At 45.7% G+C, this 20,619-nt stretch carries 16 protein-coding genes; 10 read left to right on the forward strand and 6 right to left on the reverse strand.

The features are described 5' to 3' along the window. The first annotated feature begins 14 nt into the window (after positions 1-14). The 8 genes from treY (at position 15) to QUA42_RS07815 (ending at position 13,536) form a co-directional block, all read left to right on the forward strand. On the forward strand, positions 15-2,810 hold the full coding sequence (treY, locus tag QUA42_RS07780; protein WP_333136587.1) for a malto-oligosyltrehalose synthase: 2,796 nt from the start codon (positions 15-17) through the stop codon (positions 2,808-2,810). A 544-nt stretch (positions 2,811-3,354) separates the two neighbouring features. Continuing rightward, positions 3,355-5,271 (forward strand): molecular chaperone DnaK, encoded by a 1,917-nt coding sequence (dnaK, locus tag QUA42_RS07785; protein ID WP_333136589.1) that lies wholly within the window; start codon positions 3,355-3,357, stop codon positions 5,269-5,271. Positions 5,272-5,469: 198 nt separating this feature from the next. Beyond that, the gene (locus QUA42_RS07790; protein ID WP_333136591.1) at positions 5,470-5,982 is read left to right on the forward strand and encodes a DUF4112 domain-containing protein; all 513 of its coding nucleotides are present in this window, start codon (positions 5,470-5,472) and stop codon (positions 5,980-5,982) included. A 722-nt stretch (positions 5,983-6,704) separates the two neighbouring features. Beyond that, positions 6,705-7,313: a PadR family transcriptional regulator gene (locus QUA42_RS07795; RefSeq protein WP_333136593.1), complete on the forward strand. Its 609-nt coding sequence runs from the start codon at positions 6,705-6,707 to the stop codon at positions 7,311-7,313. Between the two features lie 270 nt (positions 7,314-7,583). Then, positions 7,584-9,449, forward strand: a complete 1,866-nt coding sequence (locus tag QUA42_RS07800) for an efflux RND transporter periplasmic adaptor subunit (RefSeq protein ID WP_333136595.1) — start codon at positions 7,584-7,586, stop codon at positions 9,447-9,449. A gap of 189 nt (positions 9,450-9,638) precedes the next feature. Continuing rightward, positions 9,639-12,842 (forward strand): efflux RND transporter permease subunit, encoded by a 3,204-nt coding sequence (locus tag QUA42_RS07805; protein WP_333136597.1) that lies wholly within the window; start codon positions 9,639-9,641, stop codon positions 12,840-12,842. Positions 12,843-13,043: 201 nt separating this feature from the next. Then, positions 13,044-13,172 (forward strand): hypothetical protein, encoded by a 129-nt coding sequence (locus QUA42_RS07810; protein ID WP_333136599.1) that lies wholly within the window; start codon positions 13,044-13,046, stop codon positions 13,170-13,172. A 91-nt stretch (positions 13,173-13,263) separates the two neighbouring features. After that, positions 13,264-13,536, forward strand: a complete 273-nt coding sequence (locus tag QUA42_RS07815) for a hypothetical protein (protein ID WP_333136601.1) — start codon at positions 13,264-13,266, stop codon at positions 13,534-13,536. Between the two features lie 98 nt (positions 13,537-13,634). On the opposite strand, the gene QUA42_RS07820 is transcribed toward QUA42_RS07815, so the two are convergent. The 3 genes from QUA42_RS07820 to QUA42_RS27650 all read right to left on the reverse strand — a co-directional run bounded on the left by QUA42_RS07820 (position 13,635) and on the right by QUA42_RS27650 (position 16,593). Further along, the gene (locus QUA42_RS07820; protein WP_333136603.1) at positions 13,635-14,276 is read right to left on the reverse strand and encodes a hypothetical protein; all 642 of its coding nucleotides are present in this window, start codon (positions 14,274-14,276) and stop codon (positions 13,635-13,637) included. A 15-nt stretch (positions 14,277-14,291) separates the two neighbouring features. Then, the gene (locus QUA42_RS07825; RefSeq protein WP_333136605.1) at positions 14,292-16,337 is read right to left on the reverse strand and encodes a pentapeptide repeat-containing protein; all 2,046 of its coding nucleotides are present in this window, start codon (positions 16,335-16,337) and stop codon (positions 14,292-14,294) included. Between the two features lie 145 nt (positions 16,338-16,482). Further along, positions 16,483-16,593 (reverse strand): hypothetical protein, encoded by a 111-nt coding sequence (locus QUA42_RS27650; protein ID WP_445301294.1) that lies wholly within the window; start codon positions 16,591-16,593, stop codon positions 16,483-16,485. Between the two features lie 424 nt (positions 16,594-17,017). Here QUA42_RS27650 and QUA42_RS07835 point away from each other — a divergent pair, with 424 nt between their 5' ends. Next, a complete protein-coding gene (locus QUA42_RS07835) occupies positions 17,018-18,046 on the forward strand; it encodes a hypothetical protein (RefSeq protein WP_333129130.1) in 1,029 nt (342 codons plus the stop codon). A 60-nt stretch (positions 18,047-18,106) separates the two neighbouring features. On the opposite strand, the gene QUA42_RS07840 is transcribed toward QUA42_RS07835, so the two are convergent. The 3 genes from QUA42_RS07840 to QUA42_RS07850 all read right to left on the reverse strand — a co-directional run bounded on the left by QUA42_RS07840 (position 18,107) and on the right by QUA42_RS07850 (position 19,799). Then, positions 18,107-18,355, reverse strand: coding sequence for a transporter suffix domain-containing protein (locus tag QUA42_RS07840; protein ID WP_333136607.1), 249 nt, complete (start codon positions 18,353-18,355; stop codon positions 18,107-18,109). Positions 18,356-18,553: 198 nt separating this feature from the next. Beyond that, the gene (locus tag QUA42_RS07845) at positions 18,554-19,372 is read right to left on the reverse strand and encodes a carbohydrate ABC transporter permease (RefSeq protein ID WP_333136608.1); all 819 of its coding nucleotides are present in this window, start codon (positions 19,370-19,372) and stop codon (positions 18,554-18,556) included. A gap of 229 nt (positions 19,373-19,601) precedes the next feature. After that, positions 19,602-19,799: a hypothetical protein gene (locus tag QUA42_RS07850; RefSeq protein ID WP_333136610.1), complete on the reverse strand. Its 198-nt coding sequence runs from the start codon at positions 19,797-19,799 to the stop codon at positions 19,602-19,604. Between the two features lie 64 nt (positions 19,800-19,863). Between QUA42_RS07850 and QUA42_RS07855 the strand changes: the two genes are divergently transcribed. After that, on the forward strand, positions 19,864-20,556 hold the full coding sequence (locus QUA42_RS07855; protein WP_333136612.1) for an aldehyde oxygenase (deformylating): 693 nt from the start codon (positions 19,864-19,866) through the stop codon (positions 20,554-20,556). Positions 20,557-20,619 lie beyond the last annotated feature (63 nt).

Raw genomic sequence — 20,619 nt, forward strand, 5'->3', positions numbered from 1 at the left:
GGAGTAAAATTAAGGTGAGAATTCCCACAACCACTTATCGGCTTCAATTTCATGCAGGTTTTAACTTTGAATCCGCCAAACAAATCCTTAGCTATCTGGAAGATTTAGGAATTACCGACGTTTACGCTTCACCGATATTTAAAGCAAGAAAAGGCAGCTCTCACGGGTACGATGTCGTTGACTCAAATCAGATCAATCCCGAATTGGGAACATCAGAAAATTTTGAAGCCCTCACATACGAAATCAAGAAACGGAACATGGGATGGCTGCAAGATATTGTCCCGAACCACATGGCTTACGACACTCAAAATTTGCTGCTGTTAGACGTATTGGAACACGGGCCAGATTCCGACTATTTCGATTACTTCGATATTGAATGGAATCACGCTTACGAACATCTCAGAGGTCGTGTTTTGGCTCCGCTGCTGGGCAATTTTTATGGAGAGTGTCTGGAAAATGGCGAGATTCAACTCAAATACAGCGAAATTGGGCTGACCATCAATTATTATAGCTTACAATTGCCAGTAAGAATTGAATCATATGCTAAATTTATCAGTCATAATTTGGGGCATTTAGCCAGAGAATTAGGCAGACGCCATCCAGATTTTATCAAGTTTTTGGGAATTCTTTATTTGATTAAAAATACACCTTCAGAAACTAAAGGTAAAACCCGATACGATCAGATAGCTTTTGTCAAAGGACTGCTGTGGGAGCTCTACAATCAAAATCCCCTTGTACAGGAATTCATTGATGAAAATATCAAAGTTTTTAACGGAGAAAAGGGAAATGCCGAAAGCTTTAATCTGCTAGACGATTTGCTTTCCGAGCAGTTTTACCGTCTGTCTTTCTGGAAAGTGGGGGCAGAAGAAATTAACTACCGAAGGTTTTTTACAGTCAACGAACTTATTTCGGTAAAAGTTGAAGAGATTAAAGTTTTTCACAAAAATCATGCTCTGATATTCGACATGGTTGATGAGGGAAAGTTTACTGGATTGAGAATCGACCACATCGACGGACTGTACGACCCCACAGAATATTTGAAACGACTCCGGGAGAAAGTCGGAGACACTTATATTACTGTTGAAAAGATTCTGGAACACGAAGAAGATTTGCCGTCATATTGGCCGATTGAGGGAACGAGCGGCTACGACTTTTTGAATTACGTAAATGGCGTTTTTTGTCGGTGCGATCGCGAGCAGCAATTTAGCGAAATATATCAGAGATTTACTCGCTTGAATGTTCCCTACGAACAGTTATTTTTAGATAAAAAAGGGCTGATTGTTGAGAAAAACTTGGCGGGAGATGTAGACAATCTAGCTCAACTTTTGAAGAATATCTCCGGTCAATCCAGACAGGGAAACGACTTTACTCGTCCCGGTTTGGAAAAAGCATTGGCGGCGGTTTTGACGATTTTTCCAGTCTACCGAACTTACATCAATCAAGACGGTTTGAGAGAGTCCGATCGCACTTACGTAAAATATGCGATCGCCCATGCCAAAGAACAAGTACCGCGACTCCTCAAGGAACTTAATTTTATCGAAACGGTGCTGTTGCTCGAAGAAGAAGAAACTCTAACACCAGAACAAAAAGAGCAACGCCGGCACTTTGTAATGAAACTCCAGCAGTTGACAGGCCCCTTGATGGCAAAAGGCATTGAAGACACGCTTTTATACGTCTACTATCGGCTTTTATCCCTCAACGAAGTCGGAGGAAATCCCAGTCAGTTCGGCGTGCCCCTGGGAGATTTTCACGAGTTTAACACACAGCAGCAAGCCGCTTGGCCGCACAAAATGAATGCGACAGCTACCCACGATACCAAACGCGGCGAAGATGTGCGAGCTCGAATAAACGTTTTGTCAGAAATTCCCGATGAATGGGAACAGCAAGTCAGGTCTTGGAGAGAGGTAAACTCTTCTAAGAAAGTCAACTTTGTGAATCGAATGGTTCCCAATACTAACGACGAATACTTCTTGTACCAAACTCTGATCGGCAGTTTTCCATTTGAGGGAATTGAAAACACTAATTATGTCGATCGCCTGAAAGATTATGCCATTAAAGCCGTCCGCGAAGCCAAAGTTTTTACGGCTTGGTTGAGACCGGATAACGACTACGAAGCTGGTTTTATGACCTTTATCGATAGCGTTCTCGAACCTTCGGAACAAAATCAGTTTCTCAACAAATTTATACCTTTCTGCAAAAAAGTAGCTAATTACGGAATTTTCAATTCTTTATCTCAAACACTGCTGAAAATCGCGGCTCCGGGCGTTCCCGACATTTATCAAGGGACGGAATTCTGGGATTTAAGCCACGTCGATCCGGATAACCGCCGTCCCGTTGATTTTGAGCGCAGAATCGAGGTTTTGCGGGAAATTAAAGAGCAAGCTCAGACGGATATTTTGCAACTGATTGAAGATTTGATTGCGACGCGAGAAGACGCGAGAATTAAGTTATTTTTGACGGCAAGAGCGCTAGAAGCGAGAAAAAAATACTTGCAAGTTTTTCAATCTGGCGATTATCTGCCCCTGCAAGCAGTTGGGACATTTAAAGATAATGTTGTTGCCTTTGCCAGAAGCTTTGGAGAGACTACCGTTATTGTCATTGCTCCCCGGTTTTTGACGGGAATTGTCAAACCGGAAGAAATGCCGCTCGGCAAACAAGTCTGGAAAGATACTAATTTGAAATTATCCGAGCAAATGCCGTCGGTTTGGAAAGATGCAATTACAAATCAGGCGGTAGAAAGTAACGGTACGTTGGCAATTGGTGAAGCTCTGACTTACTTTCCAGCAGCTCTGCTGATCGGTGAAAGATAGCAATTAAAAGCTGGAAAATTCCCTAATAATCCGAGATTGCCAGCAGGCGGACTTGAGGCTCTCCCTCAATAATATATTCCTTCCCAGGCACAGCCTGGAAGCAAACTGATAGGGACAGGGCATTGCCGTGTCCCTTTTCAGAATTGAAATTAAACCTGATTTGAAGTCAAAAAACCGATCGCCCCTACCAACCAAACAAAATTTATACAACAAAGACGGCAAATACAACACAACGTATACGGTTTGCCACAATACCCGAATGGATCGCACACCGTACATTGGGAAGAGTAAAGAAAAGCAAAGCAGTCAACAACTGTAGCGGTGCAAGCCTCACGGATGCAACCGTCCCCCAATAGGTTCGGTAAATACCCCTTCATCGCAAGGTCTACCGCCCGCAGTATAGAGATCAGCACCCTATCGAAGACTGTATTAAAGCAGGACTCACTACCCGTAAACCGCGAGGTAAAATCGCAGTCCTGAATAACCAGACTATCGCACAGATAAAACACCAAAATTTTGTAGAGATTGGAGCCGGAACACCCCTATGGGAAAAGTAGTTGGAATTGACTTAGGTACGACAAACTCCTGCGTCGCAGTTATGGAAGGCGGCAAACCCACCGTCATAGCCAACGCCGAAGGGGGTCGCACCACACCTTCTGTAGTAGCATATGCTAAAAATGGCGATCAACTTGTCGGACAAATCGCCAAGCGTCAAGCCGTGATGAACGCCGAAAACACCTTTTACTCAGTAAAACGGTTTATCGGGCGTCGGGTTGATGAAGTAGCTCATGAAACCACTGAAGTTTCCTACAAAGTCCTCAAAGTTGGCAACAGCCTTAAACTAGACTGTCCCGCCCGTGGCAAGCAATTTGCCCCAGAAGAAATTTCTGCACAAGTTCTCCGCAAACTGGTAGAAGACGCCAGCAAATACCTCGGCGAAACAGTTACCCAAGCGGTAATTACTGTTCCCGCTTACTTCAACGACTCTCAGCGCCAAGCTACGAAAGACGCGGGAAAAATTGCCGGTATAGAAGTGCTGCGGATTATTAACGAACCTACAGCAGCAGCTTTAGCTTACGGGTTAGATAAAAAGAGCAACGAAACCATCCTCGTATTTGACTTAGGTGGCGGTACTTTCGACGTATCTATTCTCGAAGTAGGTGACGGCGTATTTGAAGTGTTAGCAACTTCTGGAGACACTCACCTAGGCGGTGACGACTTCGACAAAAAAATCGTCGATTACATTGCTAACGAATTCCAAAGAGCCGAAGGCATTGACCTCCGCAAAGACAAACAAGCACTGCAACGCCTGACGGAAGCAGCAGAAAAAGCCAAGATTGAGCTTTCGAGCGTTACCCAAGCAGAAATCAACCTGCCGTTTATTACCGCGACTCAAGACGGGCCAAAACACTTGGACACGACTTTGACGCGGGGCAAGTTTGAAGAACTCTGTTCAGATTTGATCGATCGCTCTCGCATCCCCGTAGAAAATGCGATCCGCGACGCCAAATTAGACAAATCTGCAATTAATGAAGTCGTCTTAGTTGGTGGTTCTACGCGGATTCCTGCGGTGCAAGAACTGGTCAAAAAAATCCTCGGCAAAGAGCCAAACCAAACGGTAAACCCGGATGAAGTGGTCGCAGTCGGTGCAGCAATTCAAGCCGGCGTACTCTCCGGCGAAGTCAAAGATATTCTGTTGCTCGACGTTACTCCGCTGTCTCTGGGCGTCGAAACCTTGGGCGGCGTGATGACCAAAATCATTCCCCGCAACACCACCATTCCTACCAAGAAGTCGGAAACTTTCTCGACTGCTGTAGACGGCCAAACAAACGTGGAAATTCACGTTTTGCAAGGCGAACGGGAAATGGCGAATGATAACAAGGATTTGGGAACCTTCCGCTTAGATGGAGTTCCTCCAGCCCCCCGTGGCGTACCTCAAATTGAAGTTACTTTCGATATCGATGCTAACGGTATTTTGAATGTAGCTGCTAAGGATAAAGGTACTGGCAAGGAGCAATCGATTAGCATTACTGGTGCTTCTACTTTGCCCAGCAATGAAGTCGAGCGCATGGTGAAGGAAGCCGAATCGAATGCTTCTGCTGACAAAGAGCGTCGCGAAAGGATCGATCGCAAAAACCAAGGGGATTCTTTAGCCTATCAAATTGAGAAGCAGTTGGCAGAATTGGGTGATAAAGTTCCCGCTGCTGACAAGACTAAGGTTGAAGGCTTGATCAAAGACTTGCGCGATGCGATCGCTACTGAAGATGACGATCGGATCAAAACCCTAACCACAGAGTTGCAGCAAGCATTCTACGCTGTCAGCAGCAACCTGTACCAGCAAGCAGGCGGTCCAACTGATGGCCCTGGCGGCCCTGGCGGCCCCGGTGGCTATGGAGACGGCGGCCCCACTGGCGGCGGCGACGACGTGATTGACGCCGACTTCACAGAAGGCAACAAATAGAAGGCTCAACTAAAAGCCCGTAGCTAGAAGCAAGAAACCCGGTTTTGAACAGAAACCGGGTTTCTGTTCATTCAAAAACAAACCAAAGCCGATCGGCTAAAATTACTAAAAATCTTGCTTGAGGCATATAGACAAAACTAGAATATGCTTTAATAAATTTCATAAACTAGCAGTAATAGCGCAACCGAGAGTAATTAAATGTCACGTTCTCCTATACAAAATTCCTCCCCAAATACTCCCAGCCAATCTCATGTTGCATCCTTGCGCCGAATCCGCCGGATCAGCCATTTACTAGACAATGCAATTCCGATTCCTGGCACAAAATACCGCATTGGACTCGATCCAATATTAGGACTGATACCGGGAGGCGGCGATTTAATTAGTTCAATTTTTGCCGGCTATGTTGTCTTCAAGTCCGCTCAAATGGGAGTGCCGCGAGAGACTTTAGTACAAATGGCTGCTAACATCGTGTTTGATACATTTGCCGGTACTGTACCCGTTGCCGGAGACTTGTTGGATGTTACTTGGAAAGCTAATGTCAAAAATATAGAATTGCTGGACGCTCATTTAGGTTCCCCTGAACCTGGGAAAAAAGCCGATTGGCTATTTGTGGCGGGGCTGCTTTTGGGTTTGATATTAATTGTCGGAGGCGTGATTTTCTTGAGCGTGATGCTTTTTGGGTGGGTATTTCAAGTAATTACAGGGCGTTAATCTTTGGTTTGATGTTCAAGATAAATCACTCTGTTTGTGTCATATTAATAGCATATAATCGGGGAAAGTATTCCTTAAAAACCATCTTAGAGGATGATTAATAGCAGGGAAAAACATCTGGGTTTAACTACCCGTATGCTGTATTGCTTTTTTTTATACCTCAACAAAGAGCCAGAATCTCACATATTTGTACATTACAAACAGGGCGAGTAAAAACAAACCCAACCCTTTTTTGGGGGCAATACTTGAGAAGAATAATATCAGTATCAGCTACTAAAAAACAGGGGGTGCGATCAATCTTCAATAAATACTAAAATGTGTCAGCGTTTTAAAATTTAACCCACCCATACCAAGAAAAGTTCTGAGCCTCTTACCAAGAAGAGATATGTGGCAGAAATCGGATCGGTTGAGCAAAGTTTATTAAAGCACTTATTAGGCATCAAAGACCAGACAGCATCTCACTTTTGAAACAACTGAGATTCTGTCTGGTCTTTGAACGATATCCAGGTGAATCCCCACTCTTGTTATATCTCAAATGAATTTTATAATAAAAAGTAAAGCGATCGCCCTTTGTTGAACTCAAAAATATATCTTAAGAAGATTGACAAATATTATTTAATATGCTTTCGACTCTAAAATTTCTTTCAAACTCGGTATTGACCCGATAGCCGTTGAGTCCGATATAATGATATAATCCAGACTATAATATCAAATTGATATAAATGCTTGAATTATCAGCCCTTGGGCTGCTACAGTTGCAACCCCTGCACGGCTATCGGTTAAAGCAACAACTGGAGCTGTTTATGAGCAGTTGCATCAGCGTCAACTACGGAGCGATTTACCCGCTGCTGAAGCGCTTGGAAGAGCGAGGGGAGATTTCGGTAATTGCCGAAGAAGCGGGAGATGCGGGCTGTCCGCGCAAAATCTACGGAATTACCGCCAAAGGGCGCGAACTCTGGCGGCAAAAAATGCTCGAACACCCTCAAGAAAGCTGGGTTAACAGTGGTTCCCGGTTCCGAATTAAGTTTTTCTTTTTTGGTAATTTAGAACCCGAAGAACGGCTGAAGCTATTGGAACACCGCTTGCGAGCCTGTTACACCCGGCAAGACTACATTGAAAGCCTCAAGAGCGAATATCCACTAACCGATGACTATCAATTCGCCTCTCGCGATCGCTGCAAGTCAGTGCTGGCGTCAGAGATAGACTGGTTAACCGAGCAACTAGCCAAGGAAAAAAGCGCGATCGCCGGAGTGCGTGACTCCCCAACCTCCGTTGAACCCGCCAACTCCAAGGAAAAATCCTTCCAACTCACCCACTCAGGTGAGTCATAAGAAGGATGTGTAATCATTCCTGCCATCGTAACTTTTGAGAGATAACAAAAAGCTTTCCTAAAAATAATCACTCCCTGGCTTGGCTAACTGCGATCGGACTAAAGCCCTGCACATACCCCAACCCCATTAAAAAGGGACTTTCCAGATTCCATCCTGTTTAAAAGCGCTTGTCCTTATTCCCGCTCTGTTTGAGGGGGGTACCGGAAGAATCAAAGATTCCGCCAAAGTCTCAGTAAGTCAGAAGTTAAAAAAATCTAAGTGGTGCTGCCCATGAGTTATTCTAAATCCCCAGAATCGGTCGTTGAAGCCCAAGAGCAAAAATCTCCCACACCGGAACTGCACCCAACCGATGCAGGCAGGGAGAAACAGCAGGATTCTGCAGCCGTTGCCGATCGCCCACAACCTGTTGCTAAACCGGAACTGCACCCAACCGATGCAGACAGCGATCGACCGCAGGATTTTGCAGCCCTTGCCGATCGCCCCGAACCTGTTGCTAAACCACGATCGCGCTGGCCCCTAATTGCCGCGATCGCGATCGCCACAGGCGCAGCAGGTATCGGCTGGTACTCGTGGCAATCGGGTCATAATCGCGCACAGCCACCAGCAGCAGCAGCCCAACCCCCAGGCATACCAGTCAAGCTCGCAGCCGTACAAACCAGCTCAGTCCAAGATGCCTCGGAATTTGTCAGCAGCTTAGAAGCCAAGCGTTCGGTAGAAATCAAACCCGAAGTAGAAGGGCTAGTCACGGAGATTTTTGTCAAATCCGGGGACTTCATAAACAAAGGGCAAGCCATCGCCCGCATGAAAAGCGAGAGCGCCCAAGCTGACTTGAGGCAATCCCAAGCCAACCTGATCCGCGCTCAATCCCATTTAGCCGAATTGCAAGCAGGAGCCAGGCCCGAAGAAATCGCCCAAGCTCAAGCCCAAGTCGCCCAAGCCCAAGCCAACCTCGCCCAACTGCGATCGGGCTCTCGGCCAGAAGAAATTGGTCAAGCCCAAGCCCGAGTTAGCCAAGCTGAAGCCGACCTCGCCGACGCCCAAACAGGTAGCCTCTTAGAAGACATTGCCCAAGCAAGAGCGCAAATAGAGGCAAGCACAGCCGAAGCAAAATTAGCCAGCCAGCAGTTGGCCAGATATCAGGCATTGGCAAAAGAAGGCGCAGAATCCGCCAACACCCTCGAACAATACACCCAAAAAGAAGGCAGCGCCAAAGCCAACCTCCGAGAAGCTCAAAGGCGGTTCGAGCAGCGGCAAAAGAACAGACAAGCCGAGATCGAGCGCCGCACAGCGGCCTTGCAACAGCAGCGGCAAGCTTTGCGGCAATTGCAAAACGGTTCGCGCCCAGAGGAAATAGCCAAAGCCGAAGCAGAAGTCGCACAAGCCAAGAGCAGATTAGCCCAGTTAGCCAACGGCACTCGCCAAGAACAGCTCGATCAAGCTGAAGCGCAAGTTGCCGAGGCCGCGGCTCAAGTGCGCGGCTTTGAAGTACAACTACAAGAAACTGCTGTCATCGCGCCCTTCGCGGGAGTCATCGGCGACATACCAGTGAAAGTAGGTGATTACTTGCAAAAAGGTAACGCCATTGCCACCTTGACAGAGAACCAATTGCTAGACTTGCGGTTATCAATTCCTTTGGAACGGCAGCCTCAATTACGCTTAGGGCTGCCAGTACAAATGCTCGACGCTCAAGGTAAGGCGATCGCCCAAGGTCAAATCAGCTTTATCTCCCCCAACGTCAGCGCCAATTCCCAAACAATTTTAGCTAAAGCCACCTTTCCCAACCCCACCGGCGAACTGCTTAATCTCCAGTTTGTAAAAGCTAAAGTCATCTGGAAACAGAACCCCGGAATTTTAGTTCCAGTCACAGCAGTTACTCGCTTAGGTGGGCAAACTTTTGTCTTCACAGCTCAAAAGCCGGAACAGCCAAAACCTGGAATGCCACCTTTAGTAGCGCGACAAAAGTCCGTGAAATTGGGAGCCATTGAGGGGAATAATTATCAAGTTATCGAAGGTTTGCAAGCAGGCGAAAAAATTGTTACCGCAGGCATCCTTAACCTGACAGACGGTGTTCCGATTATGGCTCAAGAGGAAGAGCAAGGAGCAGGGAAAAAATTACCAGTAGAAAGCAAAAAATAAGGTAAGTAGTTGCGCTTCAGCGCTCTTAATTCACGTATGAAGAGAAGAGCGCTAAAGCGCAACTACTTACCTTACGTGAAACTAAGTGATTGCTCCGCTCTACAAAAGGGGGCTATTTTAATTTTTGACTGAAGTGCATGCAATTAGGAATTAGCAATTATCAACTAACAACTACCCATTACCCAAATAATGTTTGCAGATTTCTTTATTAAACGACCTGTCTTTGCTAGCGTCTGCGCCTTTATTATTGTTTTGATAGGCGCAATCAGCATTCCCACTTTGCCGATCGAGCGCTTCCCGGACATCAGCCCCACCCAAATCAACGTCACAGCAAACTATAGCGGTGCGAATGCTGAAGTTGTCGAAAATGCGGTAACAAACATCCTAGAAAGGCAAATCAACGGCATTGAAGGACTGAAATATCTAACTTCCAGTAGCACCAACAGTGGAACTAGCACCATTACAGCCACCTTTGATACTTCCCGCAACAAAGATATCGCCGCCGTCGATGTGCAAAATCGAGTGGCAGTTGCTCAACCACAACTGCCAGATGTCGTACAACGCACAGGAGTTACAGTTACAAAACAATCTAACAGCCTGCTGCTGGCTATAGGATTATTCACCGAAAATAAAGAATACGATACCATATTTTTAAGCAACTACGCCGACCTCTATTTAGCAGATACTTTAAAAAGAGTAAAAGGTGTTGGCGACGTGCGAATCTTTGGGGAAAGACGCTATGCTATGCGCCTGTGGATCGACCCCAATAAATTAGCGGCTCGTAATCTAACAATGCAAGATGTAACAAGAGCAATTAACGAACAAAACTTGCAAGTTGGTGTAGGAAGAATTGGCCAAGAACCCGCCCCAGAAGGCCAAATGTATCAGATTGATTTGACTGCCGAAAGCCGTTTAAAAGACCCCAAAGAATTTGAAGAAATTGTTATAAAAAGCGAAACAAATGGAACTTTAGTTAAGTTAAAAGATGTCGGTAGAGCCGAATTAGGAGCAGAAAATTATAACTCTTTCCTGCGATTCCGAGGTAATGACGCGGTGGGTTTAGGGATTTACCAATTGCCAGGAAGTAATGCTCTAAATGTTGCCCAGGCCGTCAGAGCCGAAATGGCAAAATTAGCTAAAAACTTCCCTCCCGGGGTGATACATAGAACCGCACTAGATACGACTCAATTTGTCCAAGAGTCAATGGCAGAAGTAGTCAAAACTCTGTTTGAAGCAGTCTTGCTAGTGGTGATAGTTATTTTTGTTTTCCTGCAAGATTGGCGCACTACGATTATTCCCACCCTCACAATTCCCATTTCCTTGATTGGGACATTTGCCTTTATCAAAGCTTTCGGCTTTACGATTAACAGTTTGTCTCTATTTGGTCTTACCTTAGCAACAGGTTTAGTGGTTGATGACGCTATCATCGTAGTCGAAAATATTGACCGTCTAGTCCGCCAAGGTATGAATGCCCGCCAAGCAGCTTCCGAGTCAATGCGGGAACTTTTTAGTGCTGTAATTGCCACTTCCTTAGTATTGATGGCGGTGTTCGTACCAGTGGCATTTTTCCCAGGGACAACGGGAGCACTCTATAAACAATTTGCCCTGACAATTGCTTTTTCCGTTCTGCTTTCTACCTTTATGGCGGTTACTCTTACTCCCTCACTAGCCGCTATATTGCTGCGCCCAGGTAAGAAGTTTGGCGGCCCGTTGGGTTGGGTGTTTAACCGGATTAATATTTTTCTGGATTGGATACAAAAGAAATATAGAGATTCCTTAATATTCTTAACACGATTTAAAACCATTGTTACCCTGTTGTTTATTGCTTCTCTGGGATTCACCGCTTGGCTTTATTTAGCAGTACCCACGGCATTTATCCCAGAGGAAGACCAGGGTTATTTTCTGACAATTATTCAAGGGCCTCAAGGGGTTTCGCTGCAATACACCCAGCAGGTGATGGACAAAGTTGAACAAGAAATCCTCAAAGTTCCTGAAGTTGTGGGGACTTTTTCTGTAGGTGGCTTTGGTTTTAGTGGTAACAGTTCCAACCAGGGGATTATATTTACTACACTTAAAGGCTGGGAAGAACGTCACGGAGAAGATCAAACTGTACAAGCAATTATTGGTAAGTTGCGGGGTAAGTTTTTCTCGATTCCCGAAGCGAGAATTTTCCCCGTGAATCCGCCTGCAATTCAAGGTTTAGGTCAATTTGGGGGTTTCCAATTTCAATTGCAAGACCGCAAAGGTAACAGCGGTTTAGATGGCTTAGTCCAGACTATGGGCGGGATTTTGAAGCAGGCAAATCAGACACCGGGATTGCAAGCGGTATTTAGTACGTTTGCTGCGAATACACCTCAGTTAGTTGTGGAAGTTGACCGAAATCGAGCTAAGGCTCTAGATATTCCCATTAATGATGTTTTCAGTACGCTACAAACGGCTCTGGGGGCTCAGTATGTGAATGATTTTAATCTCCAGCAGCGCAATTATCGGGTGTATGTTCAGGCGGATAAACAGTTTCGCGATAACCCTGAAGATATTGGGAAATTGTATGTGCGTTCTGGAAAGAATGAAATGATTTCTTTGAGCAATTTGGTGAAGATAACTCCGGTGGTGGGGGCGCAAAGTGTTAACCACTACAATTTATATAGGTCAATTGAAATTACTGGCACTCCGGCTCCGGGAGCGAGTTCTGGACAGGCGCTAAAATCGATGGAAAAGGTGTCGGCTCAAGTTTTGCCGTCGGGTTTTGGGTATGAATGGTCGGGGAGTTCTTTAGAAGAAATTGAGTCGGGGGGTCAAGCACCAATTATTTTTGGTTTGGGACTGATTTTTGTGTTCTTGGTTTTGGCGGCTCAGTACGAAAATTATGTCGATCCTTTCATTATTTTGCTATCGGTGCCTCTGGCGATTTTGGGTGCACTTTTAGCTCAGTCGTTGCGGGGTTTGGCGAATGATGTTTATTGCCAGATTGGTTTGGTGATGTTGATTGGATTGGCTAGTAAAAATGCGATTTTAATTGTGGAGTTTGCGAACCAGTTACGGGAGCAGGGATATTCAATTGCTAAGGCGGCAGTTGAGGCTTCTCAAGAGCGTTTACGACCGATTTTGATGACTTCTCTGGCTTTCATTTTGGGTATTGCTCCTCTGGTTAACCCAGAAGGTGCGGGTGCAGCTAGCCGCCGATCGCTAGGGAATGCGATCGCCGGGGGGATGGTTGTTTCTACTGTCTTGAGTTTGTTTATAGTGCCGGTTCTGTATGTGGTGGTTGTCTCGGCTCGCGATCGCTTTAAGAAGCGCGATCGACTAGACAATCTCCCCGAGGATGGTACAACTTTGAACGGGAAAACAGCTTCCCACGAGGAGATTGAACGCGATAAAGTATCGCCGTTGTAGTTGGTAAGTTGAAAAGGCGATCGTTCGTTTTGTGAGTAGGATTGGTGCGATCGCCCAAAACCCGCCAATCCCGCATCAAAACTCCCAAAGTCCCCAGATTAGTCCGGGGATCAATTCTTCAATCCACAATCCAAAATCCAAAATCCAAAATCGATTGACGGCGGCCCCCATCTGCGGCTACGCTTTGAAGTGAGAGGTTGCTTGCTTGTAGAGGAGGCAGCCCGCGTCGCCCAAAAATCTAGTTGCACTGCCCAAAGCTGCTACCAACAGCAATGGACAGCTAACCGCCAAACTGGTATCAGCAGTCTGGAGGCTAACGGAGCATCATAACATCCTCTGTAGCCGCCCTGCTATGCGTTGAAATGCGGGGCGGCTGGGTTTTTGGGTTTTTCTAGAAAACCCAAAACCAGGAGAACATATTATGTCACAGGAATTCGTGCCTGACGACAACAAATTCGATCGCCCAAATGACGACTCAGCAGCAGTATCGGAACAGGAAGTGGTGCTGTTAACGGTTGTCGGTTCGCCCAAGGGTGTCAGGGAAACCATACTGACTTTGTACCGGCTGGGATTTGCCCAAGTCGGCGATTGGAGTCCCGTACAACGTGCAGCCAATCCGAAGCAAGTGATGAGCGTGCTGATCCGTCGGAAGCGATCGACTGATGATACACCGCCGAGAAAATCTGGACGGTAAGCTGCGCTGTCATTTTGATTGAAGCGAAGAATCTTCGTGGGGTGGGCGTCTCGCCCGCCCTAAAAATACCATTACTTACTGGGCGTTGATATTGGATTTCAGGGTAGAAGTAAGAGACTTGCGATCGCAGGCAACAATTTACTGCAAGCTTCTACCAACGTCGCCGCACTAGGTAAACCAGCAATAGTCCCTTTCAAAATTTTCATTGCCGTTTTCCCCGCCTTTTGCATTGTACTTTTTTGGGGATTTTTCCCTACTTCTGCCAAAGTTTTTACCTGTTCCAATGCTTCAGCTTTATCATCATCAGATAAATCAGTTTCAGCCTCGATCGCTGTTTGTAACTGGGTCAATAATTCTTTTATTCCCGGTTCATCTGGTTTAGCAGAATCCGATAATTGATTAATTGTATTGGCAACAGTACCGCTGATATCACCTAAACTTAAAGCTCCAGCACCGCTAGCGTTAACGGTTCCACCTGTAATTTCTATTTTGCGACTTTGGTCGATTTGGTCACTCATACCTTTACTCTTCGATCTAGATTTAACTTCATTAGTAATTTTAACATTAACAGGCCGCTTAGCCAACAATTTTACAAATTCATTTAGCTCCAAACTTTTCTGACGGTAGATTTCTATTTCTCTGTCTTTAGCTTGTAGTTCAGCTTTGTGCTTGGCTTCTAAAGATTGTATAGTCTGTTCATAAAGTTTTATAATTCGACTGAGGCTTTCGTCACTTTGCATAGTGATGCTAGTAGTTTATGCTTGCCTCTCCTCCTGATTGATATTAATCTCTATGGGTTCTTTAGCTAAAATTTTAGCTATTTCTCTCAGTTCAGCTATTTCCTGGCGATATAAAGCTATTTCTTCATCTTTAGCTTTTAATTCTGCTTGCTCTTTAGATCGTAATTTTTCTTGGTATTTGTCTTCAATCGCTTTTTCTAATTTATCTATACTGCGATCTTCAGACAACTGATTGATAGTATTGGCTGCTGTACCGCTAGTATCTCCTAAGCCAAATGCTCCGGCAGCGGTAGCATCAACCGTTCCCCCTGAAATTTCTACTTTGCGACTTTGGTCAATGTTGTCCCTTGCGGCTTTACTGTCTGCTGTAGATTGATTGTGATTGTTAATTATCAGGCTAGATGGCTGAGGCACGGTTGAAGGATTTGCCAAATATTGACTAAACACTCCTCTCACTAAGTCTTCAAAGACATCGCTATAATATTTTTGAATTACAATAATTTCATCTTTAGCTTTTAATTGCTCGGCTTGTCTTTGAGCTTCTAGCCTTGCTTGATAAACTTCGTCCCAAATTTGCTCAACTTTACCCTTATCCGTTCCTTCGGGAACTTTGAGAGTCAGTAAAACATCGTTTTCTTTCTTCTCAACTCCTTGAATTGACTCCGGTGTAATGTCGGGAAATTCTCGCATTAACTTCTGAAAAGCGGTAACAAAAGCTTCGGGGTTAATCCCATCTTTGAGGAGGATTTGCATCGTTGCCATAATCTTTTTATATAGTTTCTCGAAATCCCCCGGTTCAAAACATTTACTGATGTGGTGAGGGCGGCGATCGCGATCGTCAGTTCCCGGTTTGGCATTTTCTAGAAGATAAACAAACCGACAGTCAACGCGATCGAGCTTTGTAGTAGCGTCAATGTTCCAAGCTTCCAAACAAGCACCTGTAAAATAAGCTTCTGTAAAATCTGTTGCTAAGGCTTGAGTTTCAGTCAGGTTTGCGAATTCCAAATTACCTTGATATAAAGTTGCTTCGCTGAGATTAGCCTGCTTGAGATTAGCCTCGTTAAGATTAACGCGTGTCAGGTTTGCTCCTTGGAGATTCGCACCAACATAGGATTTGTTGTAGCCCTTGCCAGTGATGAGTAATTCTCGGACGCGGGTATCAGCTAATATCGAATTACCGACACGCGCGCGATCGAGTTTTTCTGTTTTGCGGAAGCAAGTGCGAGTCAAGTTAGCTTTTCTGAAATCTGTGCTTTTCAGCATTGCTTCAGTGAAATTAGCATCAGTTAGATCGGCATTACGAAAGCTAGTGCCACCTGTAGTGGCAAAGGCAATAGCAACGGTGCGAATCCATGCGTGTTTCTCATCCCCAGCCAAGGCACGCCAAGCAACGTAAATACCTAGTCCTGCCACTGCCACTGCCACTGCCCCTGCCCCTGCCACTGCCACTGCCGCTGTCCCTGCCCCTGCCGCTGCCACTGCCACTGCTGCTGCCCCTGCCGCTGCCCCTGCCACTGCCGCTGCCCCTGCCGCTGCCCCTGCCGCTGCCACTACCGCTGCCGCTGCCACTACCGCTGCCACTGCCGCTGCCCCTGCCCCTGCCACTGCTGCTGCCTTTGCCGCTGCCCCTGCCACTGCCACTGCCGCTGCCGCTGCCACTGCCGCTGCCCCTGCCGCTGCCGCTGCCGCTGCCACTGCCACTGACCCTATACCTTGGCGGATAGTAGCTATAAAGAAGATTGCCAAAACTATCAACACAAGCACACCAGGAATAATGGTGTACTGTTTGATGATCTCTGGAGTGAAAAAAACTGCTACCCAAGAACTAGCAAAGCCTGAAATTAATCCCGATATTAACGATAGAAATAGCGAGACAGTTACTAGAAAAATTGTCCAGCGCTGTTCCAGTCCTGCTTTGGCACGGGTAAAGTCAGCTTCTTTGAGGATGGCATTGGTAAAGTTTGCGCCTCGGATGTCTGCATAGCTGAAGTTTGCACCTGTGAGGTCTTGACCTTTGAAGTTGTGGGCTTGGAGATTTTTACCGGAAAAGTTTTGGGGCATGACTTTACGCAGGGAGATAATATTATGTCCGGTCAATTAATGACGACTACAGTGCAAGCTTCTAGCTCGCGAGCCTTACGCTCTTACTACAGAATCATTATTAGCGATTACCGAAACATAATATGATAACTATTTAATAAAAACTCTAATAATTCCACATATCATGTTGCGTCATATCCGAAAAAGCCTTTAAAGTTTGTTCATAACTAATTCCATTCTCTAGATATTTCAACAGGTCATAAACCGTAATTATCATGCCTAGAATACAAGGTTTACCACCTCGCTTACCCGGTTCGATCGTAATGATATTAGCGATGTCTTGTTCTGAGATGGCACTTTCCCTTTAGCTTATTTTCTCACTTTTAGGCTAACAAAGGGATAGAGCGCTCGTAACGTTTGGTAGTTTCCAGCATTTTATTAGTTCCTTTAATTTCCTAATTCACTTTAACTCAATCCCCCCACAGCCACCACTCGCCTCAAGTCCCATCAGGGGCGTACCCGGAGTCTTTTTGGGTATCTTTTCGCCGATCGCACCTCATCGTGCAATAATGATATGACTTGCACAAAAACTCTATTAGTAGGTAAATCTTGCCTACCTTACCGCTACATATAGCGTCTCAACTGTCAACCCGTGCAAGTTACCAATTAAACCGGCTGTTGCACTACACCAATTTTTCCTAATGGCTGAAGTCCCCCTAAATCCCGCAGAACTTGCAGAAGCCCTCAACGGCTTTACCGATATCAATTTCCAATTGCCAGACCCCGAAGACGAACAAATACCAGAATTTGATTTTGAAAATCAGGTTGACAATGCCTGGAAAGTGTGCGATCGCTTCGACTTGCAAACCGACATTTGGCGGGGACGCATTCTCCGAACAGTCCGAGACAGAGAAAAAAAAGGCGGCGAAGGACGCGGCACAGGCTTTTTGAACTGGCTCAAAGAAAGAGAAATTGGCAAAAGTCAAGCCTATTCTTTGATAGAATTAGCTAATAGTGCCGATACTCTGATCCAGCAAGGAGATTTAGACCCAAATTCCATTAGAAACTTCAGCAAAAGAGCCTTTGTAGAAACAGCCAAAGCATCTCCCGAAGTGCAGCAAATGGTAACAGATGCCGCAGCAAGTGGCGATCGCATCACCCGCCGCGAAGTCAAACAACTATCCGACGAATGGATGGCAATGAACTCAGATTTATTGCCAGAAGAAGTCAAAGAAAAAGCATCTACTGGTTCTCTACCTTCCCGCTACCTCGCTCCTTTAGTCAAAGAAATGGAGAAACTTTCCCCATCTCACCAAAGCGAAATTCAAAAAGAAGTAGCAGAAAATCCCGACGTAGATACTGTGAAACAGCTAACTTCCGATGCCAAAAATTTATCAAAATATCTCGACGCCGCTGCCCAAGTGCAAGCTCTCAATCAGTCTCACTTAGACATGGAAATGGCTTTAGAAGAATCTTTGCGAGTCGGCTGTTTGGGAACCACCGCAGACGTTGTAAAACAAGCCGCACAGCTAGAACAAACAGTAGTCAAACTCTACACGATTTGGAAGCGTTTAGGCAGTTTGGCAGATAGATTGTACGTGGATACAGGAGCAAGCACACCCAATTTGCGGTTGCTTTTGGGATGCTTGGACAGTCTTTCGGGAGAAAAGATTGAAGTGGATTTTGGAGACGGAGAACGCTCTATTCGCTTGCAAATTTTTAGCGAATAGCTCAACCTTGACCGCAGATAAACCCCCACATCCAGGCTGAATATCTGCGTCGAGTCCTGTTCATCTGCGGTGAAAATTTTTGATTTTTTTCCAAAGATATCGGGGATCCAAATAACGCCGATATTTGGTAACTACTTCTTTCCCCAACAGCACCACGCTAATCCAAAAACAAACCTCTGCCCCAACAGCCAGAACGACAGATAAAGTAGTTTTTTGGGTAATGTCCAGCGGCAGGAAGGGCACAACAAAAAAGACTGCCAACCACGGTAGAAAAGATACGATAAATAAAAATAAACCGAGCTTCTGCATAGATTCACATAATACCGTTTTGATATGCCCTTTATCTTTTAGTCTGCTGAAAGTAAACTTCGTTTGTATAGTAGCGAGTTCAATCGCCGAGTGACTACAAAATCACATTTGGCACCATTCTCAAGAACAGACCCGAAAGCCTGTGCTTGAGAATGGTTCCACAAATGACTACAAACTTAATTGCCAAGCATCTCCAACTCAATTCTTAATCCCCGTCGCCGCAATCCCGCGAATAAACTGCCGTTGACCCGCCAAAAACAGCAACACTACCGGCACAGTTCCAATTACCACCGCCGCCATCAACAACTGCCAACTGCTAGTAAACTGTTCCTGAAACTCAGCCAGAACCAACTGCACAGTCCGCAACTCCGGCCGCGTCGTAAACACCAGCGGCTTAAACAAATCGTTCCACTCCCCGATAAAGGTAAACAAAAACAGCGTCACCAAAGCAGGGCGGGCCAAAGGTAACATCACCTGCCACAAAACCTGCCAGCGGTTAGCCCCATCCAGAATTGCAGCCTCCTCCAACTCCACCGGAACAGTCATAAAATACTGGCGCAGCAGAAAAATCCCAAAACCGTTAGCCGCCGTCGGCAAAATCAGCGCCCCGTAAGTATTCAGCAGATGACCCCACTTCAAAACCAAGAAAATCGGAATCACCAAAAGCTGAAACGGAATTACCAGCGTTGCCAAAACCCCCAACACAATCGCCTGTCGCCCGCGAAACTTCAGCCGGGCTAAGGCGTAACCGGCCAAAGCAGAAGTTACAACCTGAAAACCCGTCACTGCGATCGCCACTAGAGTAGAATTAAGGAATGCCAACAAAAAATTGCCCCGTCGCCAAGCCTCCTGATAGTTCGCAAAAGTCAGGCCTGTGGCCTTGACACCCACACCAGATGGTGATAAAGAAACCAAAAATACAGCAGCCAGCGGCAGCAGCACCAGCGCAGCCCCCGCCAGCAACAAAATAAAACTCAGCAGTTGCAGCGCTTGAGACCTGTCAAAGGATTTACCCATAAATTTGTGAATTAACCTAAAATAATAAGCCTGTGAGGTTCTCCAACCCGATCGCCTCCCAGATTCCCATACAACATAATATGTCGTAGAGGGAAAAAAGGAGTACCCAGGGAGGAACTTGTAATTAAGATATAATGTTATAGATAGAGTTGGTACTGTAAAACCCTTAAGGGTGGAGACATAGACCGTCTTTCTATAATCTATTTTCCGGCAAAAGAGCGGCTAACGACTAATTCAAGTAATTAGTAAATAGATAGCATTCTAGCGATAGTCTTTCTGGAGTGTTCGACGGCAAAACTCCGCCAAACACGCTGAGTACGCCAGTTTTTCCCGGAGCGTCAAAGAAAATTTCTTTGTCGAAAGAATCCTCAGCTATAATCTTTGATTTAGATGGGGTGCGTTCAAAATAGGTAAAGTGTACTGTCACTGACCCCCAAATTTAAAGGGGTTTCCCAACATCCCACAAGCTTGTATTAGGAGACTAAATATCTATGCCCCAGCTTGAGGCTAGCCCAACAATTGACTTTCAAACCGAAACTTACAAAGATGCTTACAGCCGCATCAACGCCATTGTGATTGAAGGCGAACAAGAAGCTCACGACAATTACCTGACACTGGCCGAACTGTTGGCTGACAAAAAAGCAGAGTTAATTGGCTTGTCCAAGATGGAGAACCGCCACATGAAAGGCTTCCAAGCTTGTGGCCGGAATCTTAAAGTCACGCCGGACATGGCATTTGCCAAGCAGTTCTTTTCGGAATTGCACAAAAACTTCCAGACGGCAGCGGCCCAAGGTCAGATTGTAACTTGCTTGTTGATTCAATCGCTAATTATCGAGTGTTTTGCGATCGCAGCTTACAACATCTACATCCCCGTCGCCGATGATTTTGCTCGCAAAATCACCGAAGGCGTCGTCAAAGAAGAATACACCCACCTCAACTTTGGGGAAGTCTGGCTGCAAGCTCACTTTGAGGAATCCAAAGCCGAACTCGAAGCTGCCAACCGCCAAAACCTGCCCATCATCTGGAGACTGCTAAACTCTGTCGCAGACGATGCCCGCGTCTTGGGAATGGAAAAAGACGCTTTAATCGAAGACTTTATGATTGCCTACGGCGAAGCTCTAGGCAACATAGGCTTTAACAACCGCGATATCATGCGGATGTCAGCACAAGGCCTCGCAGCCTAGTTAATTGGGAAATAAGGAATGGGAAAAAAATTAAAAATTAAAAATGGGATACCTCATTTTAGA

It is taken from the genome of Microcoleus sp. Pol11C2 (assembly GCF_036701505.1).
Lineage (GTDB): Bacteria > Cyanobacteriota > Cyanobacteriia > Cyanobacteriales > Microcoleaceae > Microcoleus.

Bases quoted from the DNA above. Each gene is read 5' to 3' on its own strand.
- dnaK (WP_333136589.1), top strand. From the start codon at position 3,355: ATGGGAAAAGTAGTTGGAATTGACTTAGGTACGACAAACTCCTGCGTC.
- QUA42_RS07790 (WP_333136591.1), top strand. From the start codon at position 5,470: ATGTCACGTTCTCCTATACAAAATTCCTCCCCAAATACTCCCAGCCAA.
- QUA42_RS07795 (WP_333136593.1), top strand. From the start codon at position 6,705: ATGCTTGAATTATCAGCCCTTGGGCTGCTACAGTTGCAACCCCTGCAC.
- QUA42_RS07800 (WP_333136595.1), top strand. From the start codon at position 7,584: ATGAGTTATTCTAAATCCCCAGAATCGGTCGTTGAAGCCCAAGAGCAA.
- QUA42_RS07805 (WP_333136597.1), top strand. From the start codon at position 9,639: ATGTTTGCAGATTTCTTTATTAAACGACCTGTCTTTGCTAGCGTCTGC.
- QUA42_RS07815 (WP_333136601.1), top strand. From the start codon at position 13,264: ATGTCACAGGAATTCGTGCCTGACGACAACAAATTCGATCGCCCAAAT.
- QUA42_RS07820 (WP_333136603.1), bottom strand. From the start codon at position 14,276: ATGCAAAGTGACGAAAGCCTCAGTCGAATTATAAAACTTTATGAACAG.
- QUA42_RS07825 (WP_333136605.1), bottom strand. From the start codon at position 16,337: ATGCCCCAAAACTTTTCCGGTAAAAATCTCCAAGCCCACAACTTCAAA.
- QUA42_RS27650 (WP_445301294.1), bottom strand. From the start codon at position 16,593: ATGATAATTACGGTTTATGACCTGTTGAAATATCTAGAGAATGGAATT.
- QUA42_RS07835 (WP_333129130.1), top strand. From the start codon at position 17,018: ATGGCTGAAGTCCCCCTAAATCCCGCAGAACTTGCAGAAGCCCTCAAC.
- QUA42_RS07840 (WP_333136607.1), bottom strand. From the start codon at position 18,355: ATGCAGAAGCTCGGTTTATTTTTATTTATCGTATCTTTTCTACCGTGG.
- QUA42_RS07845 (WP_333136608.1), bottom strand. From the start codon at position 19,372: ATGGGTAAATCCTTTGACAGGTCTCAAGCGCTGCAACTGCTGAGTTTT.
- QUA42_RS07855 (WP_333136612.1), top strand. From the start codon at position 19,864: ATGCCCCAGCTTGAGGCTAGCCCAACAATTGACTTTCAAACCGAAACT.